6 protein-coding genes and 1 tRNA gene are annotated in these 14,788 nt (G+C 72.6%); 6 read left to right on the top strand and 1 reads right to left on the bottom strand.

The annotated features are described in order from the left end of the window. The first annotated feature begins 26 nt into the window (after positions 1-26). From topA to tuf, 6 genes are all read left to right on the top strand, one after another. Positions 27-2,858: a type I DNA topoisomerase gene (gene topA / locus AC0KTA_RS17085; RefSeq protein ID WP_481055977.1), complete on the top strand. Its 2,832-nt coding sequence runs from the start codon at positions 27-29 to the stop codon at positions 2,856-2,858. Between the two features lie 123 nt (positions 2,859-2,981). After that, positions 2,982-6,242, top strand: a complete 3,261-nt coding sequence (tmk, locus tag AC0KTA_RS17080; RefSeq protein WP_481055976.1) for a dTMP kinase — start codon at positions 2,982-2,984, stop codon at positions 6,240-6,242. A 487-nt stretch (positions 6,243-6,729) separates the two neighbouring features. After that, a complete protein-coding gene (locus AC0KTA_RS17075; RefSeq protein ID WP_481055975.1) occupies positions 6,730-7,935 on the top strand; it encodes a DNA polymerase III subunit delta' in 1,206 nt (401 codons plus the stop codon). A gap of 322 nt (positions 7,936-8,257) precedes the next feature. Beyond that, the gene (locus AC0KTA_RS17070; protein WP_481055974.1) at positions 8,258-9,772 is read left to right on the top strand and encodes an alpha/beta hydrolase; all 1,515 of its coding nucleotides are present in this window, start codon (positions 8,258-8,260) and stop codon (positions 9,770-9,772) included. A gap of 143 nt (positions 9,773-9,915) precedes the next feature. Next, a tRNA-Thr gene (locus AC0KTA_RS17065) sits at positions 9,916-9,989 on the top strand. Between the two features lie 188 nt (positions 9,990-10,177). Beyond that, positions 10,178-11,371, top strand: coding sequence for an elongation factor Tu (gene tuf / locus AC0KTA_RS17060; protein WP_481055973.1), 1,194 nt, complete (start codon positions 10,178-10,180; stop codon positions 11,369-11,371). Positions 11,372-11,379: 8 nt separating this feature from the next. Here tuf and AC0KTA_RS17055 read toward each other — a convergent pair whose 3' ends face one another. Beyond that, positions 11,380-14,679, bottom strand: a complete 3,300-nt coding sequence (locus tag AC0KTA_RS17055; protein WP_481055972.1) for an AfsR/SARP family transcriptional regulator — start codon at positions 14,677-14,679, stop codon at positions 11,380-11,382. Positions 14,680-14,788 lie beyond the last annotated feature (109 nt).

Here is a 14,788-nt window from a genome sequence, read left to right as displayed (position 1 = left end):
AGAGTCGACCGGAGAGAAGAGCGAAGTTGTCCCCGACCAGCGAGACCGCAAAGGGCGGCCGCCGACTCGTCATCGTCGAGTCGCCTGCCAAGGCGAAGACGATCAAGGGCTACCTGGGCCCCGGATACGTAGTCGAGGCGAGCGTCGGGCACATCCGCGACCTTCCCAACGGCGCCGCGGAGGTCCCCGAGAAGTACACGGGCGAGGTGCGCCGCCTCGGCGTGGACGTCGAACACGACTTCCAGCCGATCTATGTGGTCAACGCCGACAAGAAGGCGCAGGTCAAGAAGCTCAAGGACCTCCTGAAGGACTCCGACGAGCTCTACCTCGCCACCGATGAGGACCGCGAGGGCGAAGCCATCGCGTGGCACCTCCTCGAGGTCCTGAAGCCCAAGGTCCCGGTCAAGCGCATGGTGTTCCACGAGATCACCAAGGACGCGATCCAGGGCGCCGTCGCCAACCCGCGCGAGCTCAACCAGCGCATGGTCGACGCCCAGGAGACCCGCCGCATCCTGGACCGCCTGTACGGCTACGAAGTCTCGCCGGTGCTGTGGAAGAAGGTCATGCCGCGCCTTTCGGCGGGCCGTGTCCAGTCCGTGGCGACCCGGCTCGTCGTCGAGCGTGAGCGCGAGCGCATCGCCTTCCGCTCCGCCGAGTACTGGGACCTCACCGGCACCTTCGGCACCGGCCGCCCCGGTGACACCAGCGACCCCTCCCAGCTCGTCGCCCGCCTCACCACGGTCGACGGCAGGCGCATCGCGCAGGGCCGCGACTTCGACTCGCTCGGGCAGCTGAAGAGCCAGAACACCCTGCACCTCGACGAGGCCAACGCCCGCGCGCTGGCCGCCGCCCTGGAGAACACCGACTTCTCCGTACGCTCCGTCGAGTCCAAGCCGTACCGCCGCTCTCCGTACGCTCCGTTCCGTACGACGACGCTCCAGCAGGAGGCCTCGCGCAAGCTGGGCTTCGGAGCGAAGGCGACCATGCAGGTGGCGCAGAAGCTGTACGAGAACGGCTTCATCACCTATATGCGTACGGACTCCACGACGCTGTCGGACACGGCCGTCGCCGCGGCCCGCGCCCAGGTCACGCAGCTCTACGGCGGCGCCTACCTGCCGGAGCGCCCACGGACGTACGCCGGGAAGGTCAAGAACGCGCAGGAGGCGCACGAGGCGATCCGCCCCTCGGGTGATCGTTTCCGCACGCCCGCCGAGACCGGCCTGACCGGCGACCAGTTCCGGCTCTACGAACTGATCTGGAAGCGGACCGTCGCCTCCCAGATGAAGGACGCGACCGGCAACTCGGTCACGGTCAAGATCGGCGGCCGGGCCGCCGACGGCCGCGACGCCGAGTTCAGCGCGTCCGGCAAGACCATCACCTTCCACGGCTTCCTCAAGGCCTACGTGGAAGGCGCCGACGACCCGAACGCCGAGCTGGACGACCGCGAGCGCAGGCTGCCGCAGGTCTCCGAAGGCGACGCACTGTCCGCCGACGAGATCTCCGTCGACGGCCACGCGACCAAGCCGCCGGCCCGCTACACCGAGGCCTCGCTGGTCAAGGAGCTGGAAGAGCGCGAGATCGGCCGCCCGTCGACGTACGCGTCGATCATCGGCACGATCCTCGACCGCGGCTACGTCTTCAAGAAGGGCACGGCCCTGGTGCCGTCCTTCCTCTCCTTCGCCGTCGTCAACCTCCTGGAGAAGCACTTCGGGCGGCTCGTCGACTACGACTTCACCGCCCGCATGGAGGACGACCTCGACCGCATCGCCCGCGGTGAGGCGCAGGCCGTGCCGTGGCTGCGGCGGTTCTACTTCGGCGAGGGCGAGCCCTCCGGAGGCGCCGCCGACGCCGGGAACGGCGACGGCGACCACCTGGGCGGCCTCAAGGAACTCGTCACCGACCTCGGCGCCATCGACGCCCGCGAGGTGTCGTCGTTCCCCGTGGGCGACGACATCATGCTCCGCGTCGGCCGCTACGGCCCGTACATCGAGCGCGGCGAGCGCGACTCCGAGGGCCACCAGCGCGCCGACGTCCCCGACGACCTGGCGCCCGACGAGCTCACCGTGGACTACGCGGAGGAGCTGCTCGCCAAGCCCAGCGGCGACTTCGCCCTCGGCACGGACCCGGCGACGGGCCGCGAGATCATCGCCAAGGACGGCCGGTACGGTCCGTACGTGACGGAGGTGCTCCCCGAGGGCACCCCGAAGACCGGCAAGAACGCGGTCAAGCCGCGCACGGCCTCCCTCTTCAAGTCCATGTCCCTGGACACGGTGACGCTCGAGGACGCGCTGAAGCTGATGTCGCTGCCGCGCGTCGTCGGCACGGACGCCGAAGGCGTGGAGATCACCGCGCAGAACGGCCGCTACGGCCCGTATCTGAAGAAGGGCACGGACTCGCGCTCCCTGGAGACCGAGGACCAGCTCTTCAGCATCACGCTGGACGAGGCCCTGGAGATCTACTCCAAGCCGAAGCAGCGCGGCCGTGCGGCCGCCAAGCCGCCGCTGAAGGAGCTCGGCGAGGACCCGGTCAGCGGCAAGCCCGTCGTCATCAAGGACGGCCGCTTCGGTGCGTACGTGACGGACGGCGAGACCAACGCGACGCTGCGGTCCGGTGACAGCGTCGAGGAGATCACCCCTGAGCGGGGCTTCGAACTCCTCGCCGAGAAGCGCGCGAAGGGGCCCGCGAAGAAGACCGCCAAGAAGGCGGCGAAGAAGGCCCCGGCGAAGAAAACGACGGCTAAGAAGACTGCCGCCAAGAAAACCGCCGCCAAGAAGACGACGACTGCGGCCAAGAAGACGACCGCCAAGGCGAGCGCCGCCAAGAAGACGACGGCTTCGAAGGCAGCGTCCGAGGACTGAGTCGGCCCTTGGCCAGCGCTTGAACCGACCGCCGCGCCGGTGCCCCGTCGAGGGCACCGGCGCGGCGGCCGTATGTTCGGGCGGGCCCCGCGGGGAAGGCGGCCGTCCAGATAGGCTGGACGGATGACGCGTGCCGAGCAGCCACCCGCCATGAAAGCGGCCCCCGACGACGCCCTGCTCGCGGACTCCCGCGAGCGCGCCGTGCGCTCCCTGCTGCGCGTACCGCAGCTCAAGCGGCTGTGGAGCGCGCATCTCGTCGGCAGCGTCGGCGACGCCCTCGCGTTGTTCGTCCTGGTGATGCTGGCCCTTCAAGCGGCCATCGCCGAGGGCTCGTTCGGGGGTGGCTACCGCGGGGTCGCCATCGCCGTGACCGCCGTCTTCGGAGCGCGCGTTCTCGCGACCCTCCTTTTCGGAGCGGTGCTGCTCGGCCCGCTGACCTCCCTGACGTCGCCCGACGGCCCGCTGGACCGCCGCTGGACCATGGTCGGCGCGGACGGGGTCCGGGCCGCGCTGCTGATCTGCGCGCCGCTGTGGATCGACTGGACGCCCGCCAACGCGCTCGCGATGCTCCTCGTCACCGCGTTCGTCATCGGCGTCGGCGAGCGCTTCTGGACGGTCGCCCGGGAGAGCGCCGCGCCCGCGCTGCTGCCCGCCCCGCCCCTGGAGGGCGCCACGGTGCGCCCGCTGCCCGACCACATGGACGCCCTGCGGCGCCTGTCGCTGCGTACGGGATTCGTGGCGCTGCCCCTCGCGGCCGTCGCGCTCGTCGCGGTCGGCCTCGTCGGCATACTGCTCGGCTCCGGAATCGACTGGTTCGACCAGCACCAGGCGGGCCTCGCCTCGTTCCTCGCGGCCGGACTGTTCGCGGCGTCGCTGTCGATCGTGTACGCCATCGAGCTTCCCGGTACGCACACGCCCCGCGCGCGCAGCCCCCTGGAGGGCCTGCGCAGGCCGCGTACGGGCAGTGGCACGGACAAGGGCCGCACGGGCGCCATCCCGTTGCTCGTGGCCGCCTGCACCGCCGTCGCCGGGGGCGTCGCCGCGGCCGTCGCGGTCTCCGTGCTGCACGCCAAGGACCTCCAGGGCGGGCCCGTCACGTACGGCCTGTTCGTCTTCGCGCTGACCGGCGGCACGGTCGCCGGTATCCGTACGGCGCCCGCGCTGCTGCCGTCGCTGTCGCGCCGCCGCCTGCTGGCGATCGCGATCACCGTCACCGGAGTCGCGCTGCTCGCGGCCGGTCTCGTGCCCGACGTGACGACGGTCCTGCTGATCCTCGGGCTCGCGGGCACCGCCGCAGGCATCGCCGCGAACACCGGGCACGCGCTGCTCGACCAGGAGGTCGAGGACTACCGCAGGGCGCGCACCACCGAGCACCTCCAAGCGGTCGTACGGCTCTTCGTGGCGCTCGCCGTGCTCGTGGCGCCGCTGCTCGCGGCCGTCATCGGGCCGCACCGGATGGTCAACGGCAAGTTCGTCTTCGACCACGGCGGGGCCTCCTTCACGCTGATGCTGGTCGGCGCGCTGCTGCTGCCGGTGGCCGCGCTGGTCCTCGCCAAGGCCGACGACCGGCAGGGCGTGCCGCTCCGCCACGACCTGCGGGACGCGCTGCGCGGCGGCGACGACCCGGTGCAGGCGCCCGCCGGCTCCGGCTTCTTCATCGCCCTGGAGGGCGGCGACGGGGCCGGCAAGTCCACGCAGGCCGAGGCGCTCGCCGAGTGGATCCGCGCCAAGGGCCACGAAGTCGTCGTCACGCGCGAGCCGGGCGCCACGCCGGTCGGCAAGCGGCTGCGGTCGATCCTGCTCGACGTGTCGTCGGCCGGTCTGTCGCACCGCGCGGAGGCGCTGCTGTACGCCGCCGACCGCGCGGAGCACGTCGACACCGTCGTACGGCCCGCACTCACGCGCGGGGCCGTGGTGATCTCCGACCGGTACATCGACTCGTCCGTGGCCTACCAGGGTGCGGGGCGCGATCTGTCGCCGACCGAGGTCGCCCGCATCAACCGGTGGGCGACGGGCGGTCTCGTCCCGCATCTGACGGTCCTGCTCGACGTGTCGCCCGAGGCGGCCCGCGAGCGCTTCACCGAGGCGCCCGACCGGCTCGAGTCCGAGCCCGCCGAGTTCCACGCGCGCGTGCGCTCCGGTTTCCTCACCCTGGCCGCCGCGGACCCCGGCCGGTATCTGGTCGTGGACGCCGCCCAGGAGCCGGAGGCCGTCACGACCGTCATCCGGCACCGCCTCGATCTCGTACTGCCCCTCTCCGAAGCCGAGGTGAAGGCCAAGGAGGAGGCCCGCAGGGCGGCCGAGGAGGAGGCGCGGCGGCGCGCAGAGGAAGAGGCCGCGCGCAAGGCCGAGGAGGAGCGCCTGGAGCGGGAGCGCCAGGAGCAGCTCGCCAAGCTCCGCGCGGAGGAGGAAGAGCGCAAGCGCCGCGAGATCGAGGAGGCCCAGCGCCGCGAGGCCGAGCGCCAGGCCGAGGAGGCCCGGCAGCGCGCCGAGGAGGCCCGCCGCAAGGCCGAGGAGGAGCGCGCGCGGCTCCTCGCCGAGGAGAAGGTCCGCGCCGCCGAGGAGGAGCGGCGCCGCCGGGCGGCCGAGGAGGAGGCCCGGCTGCGCGCCGAGGCCGAGGCGCGGCGCCTCGAGAAGCAGCGCAAGGCGGAGGAGGCGTTGCGGCGGGCCGAGGAGGCGCGGTTGTTGGCGGAGGCGGCGGCTGGTTCCGCCGACGCGCCGGCTGCGCCGCCGGCTCCGCCTGCCTCGCCGGCTCCTTCCGGGCCGCCCGCGTCGGCCGGGCCTTCCGCTCCCGCCACGCCGCAGGGGCCGCCCGCGTCTTCCGCGCCGCCTGAGTCGTCTCAGGCGGCCGGGCCTTCCGAGTCGGCCGCGCCTGCCGCTTCGAGTTCGCAGGACAAGCCGGGTTCGCCCGACAACGAGACGACCGCGACCGTGCCCACGCCGGTCGTGAAACCGCAGGTGCCGGGTGCCGCCGACGAGACGGCTGTGCTGCCGCGGGCCACGGAGGGCGGGTCGGCGGACGCCGCCGCCTCCGACGTGACCGCCGAGCTGCCGCAGGCGTCCGTGCCCGGTGCGGCCGACGAGACGGCGGTCCTCCCGGCCGTGGGGAACGAGCCCGCGGCCCGGGGCGAGAGCGCGGCGGACAAGGTGCCACCGGGGTACTTCCGCGACGAGCGGCCCGGCCCCGACGACCGTACGCGGGAGCTCCCGCAGGTCGACGAGGACGGCACGCCGCGGCGGCGTCCGCGCCCCGACTGGGCCGAGGAGACGCCGCTGGACGACCTGCCGTCGCTGGCGGACGAACTGCTCGGGTCGCACGAGGCCGACGGTGCGGATGAGGCGGACGAGGTGGACGGGTCGGACAAGGGGCGGCGCAGGCGCTGAGGTTGGACGACGGGTGGCGCGGGCGCCCATCAGGTTGAACGGGGGGGCGCGGCGCGGGCGCTGAGGCGTTCTCGTCTGGGTAGGCCTGGCGCGGCGTTGAGCGTTCGTCCGGGTCGGCCCGGCGCCGTGTGAGGCGTCCGTCCGCGTAGGCCGGGCACCGCGGTTGAGGTGTCCGCCGCGTAAGCCTGGCACCGCGTCTAGACGTCCGCCGCGTGAGCGAGGCACCGCGTTGAGGCGTCCGTCCGCGTAGGCCAGGCCCGCGGTCGAGACGTTCGCCGCGTAAGCCCGCTCCGCGTCGAGGCGTCCGCCTGCGGCCACCTGCTCGTCCGCCTGCGTACGCCCGCCCCAGCCCCGCGCCGCGTAAAAGCGCAGCTCAGCACCGCCGTGGGCGGTGTTGTCAGTGGGGTGCTCCACAATGAATTCCGACAGCGCGAAATGGGATGTGCGCCGAGCGTGGCGTGCGTCGGTAGGGCAAAGGCGGTGACCCATGCCGGTATGGGACGACCTGGTGGGCCAGGAGAAGGTGAGCGGGCAGCTCGGTGCCGCCGCCCGTGACGCCGACGCGCTGGTCACCGCCGTCGCGGCCGACACCCCGCTGCCCGAGTCGTCCAAGATGACGCACGCCTGGCTGTTCACGGGCCCGCCCGGCTCCGGCCGCGCCACCGCCGCCCGCGCCTTCGCCGCGGCCCTGCAGTGCGTGAGCCCCGACCGCGCGCTGGGCGGCGAGCCGGGCTGCGGCTTCTGCGACGGCTGCCACACCAGCCTGATCGGTACGCATGCCGACGTGGAGGTCGTCCGCACCGACCTGCTGTCGATCGGCGTCAAGGAGACCCGTGACCTGGTCCGCCGCGCCCAGCTCTCACCGGCCGTCGGCCGCTGGCAGGTCATCGTCCTGGAGGACGCGGACCGCCTCACGGAGGGCGCGGGAAACGTCCTGCTGAAGGCGGTGGAGGAGCCGGCCCCCCGCACGGTGTGGCTGCTCTGCGCGCCCTCCCTCGAGGACGTGCTGCCCACGATCCGCTCCCGCTGCCGCCACCTGACCCTGCGTACGCCGTCGGTGGAGGCCGTCGCCGACATGCTCGTACGGCGCGACGGCATCGAGCCCGAAGCCGCGGCGGCCGCCGCCCGCGCCACCCAGGGGCACATCGGCCGCGCCCGCGCCCTCGCGACCGACCCGCGCGCGCGGGAGCGGAGAGCCGCCGTCCTCAAACTGCCGCTGCGCGTCGCGGAGATCGGCGGCTGCCTGAAGGCGGCGCAGGAGCTGATCGACACGGCGGCGGCGGAGGCCAAGCAGGTCGCCGAGGACGTCGATGTCAAGGAGACCGAGGACCTGAAGGCGGCGCTCGGCGCGGCTCAGGGCGGCCGCATGCCGCGGGGCACGGCGGGCGCGATGAAGGACCTCGAGGACAAGCAGAAGCGCCGCAAGACGCGCACGCAGCGGGACAGCCTGGACCTCGCCCTGATCGACCTGACCGGGGTCTATCGGGACGTCCTCGCCCTGCAGTTGGGCTCCCGCGTGCCGCTCGCCAACACGGAGGTGCAGGACATGCTGGAGCGCATGGCACGGGGCACGTCGCCGGAGTCCACGCTGCGCCGCATAGAGGCGATCGGCGCGTGCCGCACGGCGCTGGACCGCAATGTGGCGCCGCTGCTCGCGGTGGAGGCGATGACGGTGGCGCTGCGGGCGGGCTGAGGAACGCCTCTCCCGCCGCCCGCGGTCCAGGGGACTCCGGCTCAGGGGCTCGGGCCCAGGACACCCCGACCGAGGGCGAGGGCTTTCAAGCCCAGAGGGGGTGACCGCATCACTCCGGGTTGACCGCATCCCTCATACGGGCACGAAAAGTGTTCCAACAACTCCATAGGGTTACTCTCGCGAGATGGAGACGCCCCTTCCCCGAGCCCACGCCCCCGCTCGAGCAGGAGAGCCCGCCCGGGAGTCCGCCCGGGAGCCCGCACAAGGACCGGCCCGAAAGCCCGCACGCGCCAGTGGACTTCGCCGCGGCTGCCTGGTCCTGATGGCCGCGGGCCTGCTCATCTCCGGCTGCTCGTCGGTGAGTTCGTCGACGGATGTGGTCATGGCCGAGCTGCCGAGCGCCACCCCGAAGGAGCTCGCGCCGTACTACGGCCAGAAGCTGCACTGGCGCAAGTGCGGTGTCCCCGGCTTCCAGTGCGCGACGATGAAGGCGCCGCTGGACTACGACAACCCGGAAGCGGGGGACGTGCAGCTGGCGGTGTCACGGAAGCGGGCGACGGGAAAGCCGGACCGCCGGATCGGGTCGCTGCTCGTGAACCCGGGCGGGCCGGGGGGCTCGGCGGTCGGCTATCTCCAGCAGTACGCGGCACTCGGCTATCCGGAAAAGGTCCGCGCGCGGTACGACATGGTGGGGATCGACCCGCGCGGCGTGGCCCGCAGCGAGCCGGTCACGTGCCTGAACGACCGGGAGATGGACGCGTACACGCAGACGGACGTGACGCCCGACGACGGGCGGGAGGTCGGCCTGCTGTCGGCGACGTACAAGAAGTTCACGGCGGGCTGCGAGAGGCGGGCGGGCAAGCTGCTCGGGCATGTCTCGACGGTGGAGACGGCCCGGGACATGGACGTCCTGCGGGCGGCGCTGGGCGACAAGAAGCTGACGTACGTGGGGGCGTCGTACGGCACGTTCCTCGGCGCGACGTACGCCGGTCTCTTCCCTGGGCGCGTGGGCCGCCTGGTCCTCGACGGCGCGATGGACCCCTCGCTCACCGCGCGCCGCATGAACCTCGACCAGACGGCGGGCTTCGAGACGGCGTTCCAGTCGTTCGCGCGGGACTGTGTGCGGGAGCGGGACTGCCCGCTCGGCAGGAAGAGCGCCGCGGACGCGGGCAAGCGCCTGAAGCGCTTCTTCGCGGACCTGGACCGGGCGCCGCTCCCCGCGGGCGACACCGGCCCGTCCGGGAGCCGCAAGCTCGGCGAGGCGCTGGCCACGACCGGCGTGATCGCCGCGATGTACGACGAGGCGGCGTGGCCGGAGCTGCGGGACTCGCTCGCCTCGGCGATGAAGAGCAAGGACGGCGCGCCCCTGCTGGCGCTGTCCGACAGCTACTACGAGCGCGACGGCGACGGGGGGTACTCGAACCTCATGTTCGCCAACGCCGCCGTGAACTGCCTCGACCTGCCGCCGTCCTTCACCTCGCCCGACGACGTGCGCAAGGCGCTCCCCGAGTTCGAGAAGGCCTCGCCGGTGTTCGGCGAAGGGCTGGCCTGGTCGGCCCTGAACTGCACGTACTGGCCGACGAAGGCCACGGGCAAGCCGAGCCGCATCGAGGCGAAGGGCGCCGCCCCGATCATCGTCGCCGGCACCACCCGCGACCCCGCCACCCCCTACCGCTGGGCCCAGGCCCTCGCCTCCCAGCTCACCTCGGCACGCCTCCTCACCTACGAGGGCGACGGCCACACCGCCTACGGCCGCGGCAGCGACTGCGTGGACAAGACGATCAACACGTACCTCCTGGAGGGCCGCTCCCCCAAGAAAGCCAAGCGCTGCACATAACCCCAGTTCAAGCCCCAGCTCACACCCCTGCGCACCCCGCACCCTCCGGGCCCCCGGGCCGCCTCGGAGGTGTGTACGGAGCACCCTCCGAAACTGTGTAGACTTGGCGCCGTTGCTGATCGCACCATAGGTGCGGGCAGCGCGCCGCCTTAGCTCAGATGGCCAGAGCAACGCACTCGTAATGCGTAGGTCTCGGGTTCGAATCCCGAAGGCGGCTCGGATCAACCCCAGGACTCACTCGCCGTGACCTGGGGTTTTTTCATGCCGGGAGGCATCTTCGCGACATCCTCGGCCGTGCGGCCGTGGCCGCGAGTACGGTTGCCGTAGGTGGGCATATCGCTACGCAAGGTCACTGCTGGGGTTCCGACCTGAACCCCAAGATGCCCGGCTCTGTGGGAGGACAACGTGGCAAAGGCGAAGTTCGAGCGGACCAAGCCGCACGTCAACATCGGCACCATCGGTCACATCGACCACGGCAAGACCACCCTCACGGCGGCTATCACCAAGGTGCTGCACGACGCGTACCCCGACCTGAACCCCTTCACCCCCTTCGACGAGATCGACAAGGCGCCGGAGGAGCGGCAGCGCGGGATCACCATCTCCATTGCGCACGTGGAGTATCAGACCGAGGCGCGCCACTACGCGCACGTCGACTGCCCCGGTCACGCGGACTACATCAAGAACATGATCACCGGTGCCGCGCAGATGGACGGCGCGATCCTCGTGGTCGCCGCCACCGACGGCCCGATGCCGCAGACCAAGGAGCACGTGCTCCTGGCCCGCCAGGTCGGCGTTCCGTACATCGTTGTTGCGCTCAACAAGGCCGACATGGTGGACGACGAGGAGATCCTGGAGCTCGTCGAGCTCGAGGTCCGCGAATTGCTCAACGAGTACGAGTTCCCGGGCGACGACGTTCCGGTCGTCCGCATCTCCGCCCTCAAGGCGCTCGACGGCGACAAGGCGTGGGGCTCGAAGGTCCTCGAGCTGATGAAAGCTGTCGACGAGAACGTTCCGGAGCCACAGCGCGAGGTCGACAAACCGTTCCTCATGCCGGTCGAGGACGTGTTCACCATTACCGGTCGCGGCACGGTCGTCACCGGCCGTATCGAGCGCGGTGTCATCAAGGTGAACCAGGAAGTCGAGCTCGTCGGCATCAAGGAGACGCCGATCAAGACCACGGTCACCGGCGTTGAGATGTTCCGCAAGCTGCTGGACGAGGGCCAGGCCGGTGACAACGCCGGGCTGCTGCTCCGCGGCGTCAAGCGTGAGGAGGTCGAGCGGGGCATGGTCGCAGTAAAGCCCGGCTCGGTCACCCCGCACACCGAGTTCGAGGCTCAGGTCTACATCCTGTCCAAGGACGAGGGTGGCCGGCACACCCCGTTCTTCAACAACTACCGTCCTCAGTTCTACTTCCGTACGACGGACGTGACCGGCGTCGTGACCCTGCCCGAGGGGACCGAGATGGTCATGCCGGGTGACAACGCCGCCATGAGCGTCAAGCTGATCCAGCCCATCGCCATGGAGGAGGGCCTGAAGTTCGCCATCCGCGAGGGCGGCCGGACCGTCGGTGCCGGCCGGGTCACCAAGATCCTCAAGTAGGCGGCGGCTCAGAGGGTTTCGGGTGTGTGGATCGCCGCGGTGATGCGGTCCACGTCGGTTCGTTCCGCCGGGGGGAGTGGGGCGTTCACCGAGGCGCGGAGGCGGGCTGCCGTGGCCAGGAGGCGGGCGGCTCGGGCGGGGGTGCCTGTGAGGTGGTGGGCACCTGCCAGGCCCTCCAGGGCCAGAGCCACCGCCCTCGGGTCGCCCGTGGCGCGGGCCGCCGCCAGGCCCTCCTTGTGCAGGCGCAGGGCCGCCTGCGCGTCGCCGCGCTGTTCGGCGATGAAGCCGAGTTCCGCGAGGATCAGGGCCGTGCCGTTCTCCGCCGGGAACCGGCGGTTCCACTCCCGCCAGGGGAGCAGGTACGCCTCCGCCTCGTCCAGCCTGCCCTGCCTGCGCGCACCCAGGGCAAGGCCGACCTCCGCGAACTCCTGTGCCGCGCGGTCCGCCTGCTCGACGGCCAGGCGGCGGGCGTGTTCGTGGTGGGCGTCCGCCTGCTCGTGGTCGCCGGTGAGGAGCGCGACGCGGCCGAGTTGGGACCAGCGCGTCGATGCCTCGGACCACAGTTCCAGGGCCGTCGCCAGGCGCAGGCCCTCCCGGTGCTGGGCGCGGGCCTCCGCGTAGTCCCCTCTGATCTCGGCGACCCTGCCCAGTACGCCGGTGGCCTGCAGCCGGCCCCAGCCGTCGCCCGTCCCGCGGAAGAGGGTAAGGCTGCTTGCGCCGTCCTTGTGCGAGCCCGCCAAGTCGCCCCGCACGTAGCGTTGTACGCCCCTGACCGCGAGTGCGGCCGCTGTGCCCCAGTCGTCCGACCGGGGGCGGAAGGCCTCCAGGGCGTGGGCGGTCAGCCGCTCGGCCTCGGGCATCGCGCCGAACATCGTGGCGGCGTAGGCGAGGAACAGGGTGGTTCGCGGGGAGGTGCCTTCCTCGGTCGCGGGTCCACGTCCCGCCTCGCCCTCGCCCTCGCCTGCCAGGAGGGTCATGCCCCGGTGCCACGCCGCCACCTCCGACCTGTCGGCCTCTGTGGACGGGACGGGGGATGAGGCAGAGTCCGGTGTCGCCAGTGCCGTTTCCATCGAACGGCGCGCCTCCGTCAGGCGGCCCCGCAGGAACCAGTACCACGCCATCGCCCGCACAAGGCGCCACGCCAGCGCGCCGTCCCCCGTGGCGGACGCCGTGTCCAGCGCCGCGCGGACGTTGGCCGACTCCGCGTCCAGGCGGCGCAGCCACGTCTGCTGGTCGGCGCCCCGGAGCAGGGGGTCGGCGCGTTCGGCCAGGGCCGTGTAGTGGGCGGCGTGGGCTCGGCGGAGGGACACGAACTCGCCGGCGTGGGCGTGGAGTTGCTCCAGGGCGTACGCCGCCACCGACTCCAGGAGGCGGTAGCGCGGGCCGGCGGAGCCGTCCTCGGGGTGGGCCACCGTCACCAGGGAGCGGTCCACCAGGCGGGAGAGGAGGTCCAGGACCTCGGACGGTTTGACGTCCGCGGTGGCGCAGAGCGCCTCGGCGGACTCCAGTGTGCAGCCCTCAGCGTGTACGGCGAGGCGGCGCAGGACGGTGCGTTCGGCCGCCGTCAGCAGCTCCCAGCTCCAGTCGATCACCGCGCGCAGGGTCCGCTGGCGGGCCGGGGCGTCGCGGCGGCCGGCGGTGAGCAGGCCGAACCGGTCGTCGAGGCGTTCGGCCAGCGCCTTCGCGCCGAGGACGCGTACGCGGGTCGCGGCGAGTTCCAGGGCCAGCGGGATGCCGTCCATGCGGCGGCAGATGGTGGCGACCGCGGCGGAATTCGCCTCGGTGACCTCGAAGCCGGGCGACGCGGCGGCCGCCCTCGCCGTGAACAGGCGTACCGCGCCCGCGCGTTGTACGGCCGCCGGGTCCGCGTCCGGCTCCGGCAGGTCCAGGGGCGGTACGGCGTACAGCGCTTCGCCGGTGAGGGCGAGGGGTTCGCGGCTGGTGGCCAGGACGCGGAGGCCGGGGGCGGAGCGCAGGAGGCGGCGGGTGAGGTCCGCGGCCGCGGCGGCCAGGTGCTCGCAGTTGTCGAGTACGAGAAGGAGGCGGCGGTCGCGGAGGGCTTCGGTGAGGTGGTGGGTGGGGTCCGTGGGTGCGTCGGGCGTGTGGTCGGTACGGGGGCGGGGGGCCTGGGCCTCGCGCAGGCCAAGGGCCGCCGCGACCGTCTGCGCCGTCTCTTCGGGCGTCGTCGATGGGGGCAGGGCGGCGAGTTCGACCAGCCAGACTCCGTCCGGGTACGTGGCTGCGGTCGCGTCGTCCGCGTACGTGCCGGTGGCCGCCCGGTCCGCGTACGTCTCCGCCACCTCCAGCGCCAGTCGTGTCTTGCCGACGCCGCCGGGGCCGGTCAGGGTCACCAGACGGGTGTCGCCGGAGAGGAGTTCTCGTACGTCACGGAGGGGAGCGGCGCGGCCGATGAGGGGGGTGAGGGGGGTGGGAAGGTTGGTGCGGCTGCGGCTGCGGCTGCGGCTGCGGCTGCGGTCGCGGTTGTGGTTACGGTCGCGGCTGTTGCCGTGACGGCGTGGTTCGGCTTCGGGTTCGCGGGTGCCGAGCCCGCCGCGTTCCGGAACTCCTTCCGGCTGCCCCCGAAGGATCCTTCCCTGCAAGGCCACCAACCCCGCCCCCGGCGCGAGACCCAGCTCTTCGTCCAGGTGCCGCCGCAGGTCCTGGTACGCCTCCAGCGCCTCGGCCGTGCGGCCGGCGCCGTGCAGGGCGCGCATGTGGGTCGACCGCAGGCGCTCACGCAGCGGATGCGTGGATGTCAACTCGGCCAGCTCGACGGCGAGTTCGGCGTGCTCTCCGAGTTCAAGGCGGGTCTCCGCGTGCTCCTCGCGCACCAGGAGCCGTTGCTCCTCCAGGTGCGTCACCGCGGCGCGGGCGAACGGTTCGTCGGCGTACTCGGCGAACGCGGCGCCCCGCCACTGGGCCAGCGCCTCGGCGAAGAGGCCGGCCCGTGTGCGGGCGTCCGTGGTCGCGCGGGCGCGCGCCGCCAGCGCCGTGAAGTTGCCCGCGTCCACCGCGTCCGGGGGTGTCCGCAGGAGGTAGCCGGGGGCTCGGCGCACCACCAGGTCCCGGCCGCCGCCCGCCGCCAGGGCCGTACGCAGCCGGGACACGAGGGTGTGCAGCGCGTTCGCGGGGCGGGCGGGGAGCGGGCCCGCGCCCCACAGGTCCTCGATGAGGCGGTCCGCCGGGACCACGGCGCCCGGATCCACGAGGAGGACCGCGAGGAGGGCCCGGACCCGTGCCTCGGGGACCGTCACGGGAGCGCCGCCGGGCGTCCGGACGGTGAGCGGACCCAGTACCCCGAAGCGCATGCGGTCAGCGTAGATGAGGGTCTGCGGGCCCGGGCGGCGGGCGGGCGCCGACCGAAGGCGCACCGAATGCCGAGCGAAGGCCCACCGAAAGGACCCACCCGCAGAGTCG

The organism is Streptomyces sp. Y309, assembly GCF_056712025.1.
The sequence above is the reverse complement of the archived record's forward strand: the minus strand, read 5'-3'. Positions and strand labels throughout refer to the sequence as shown.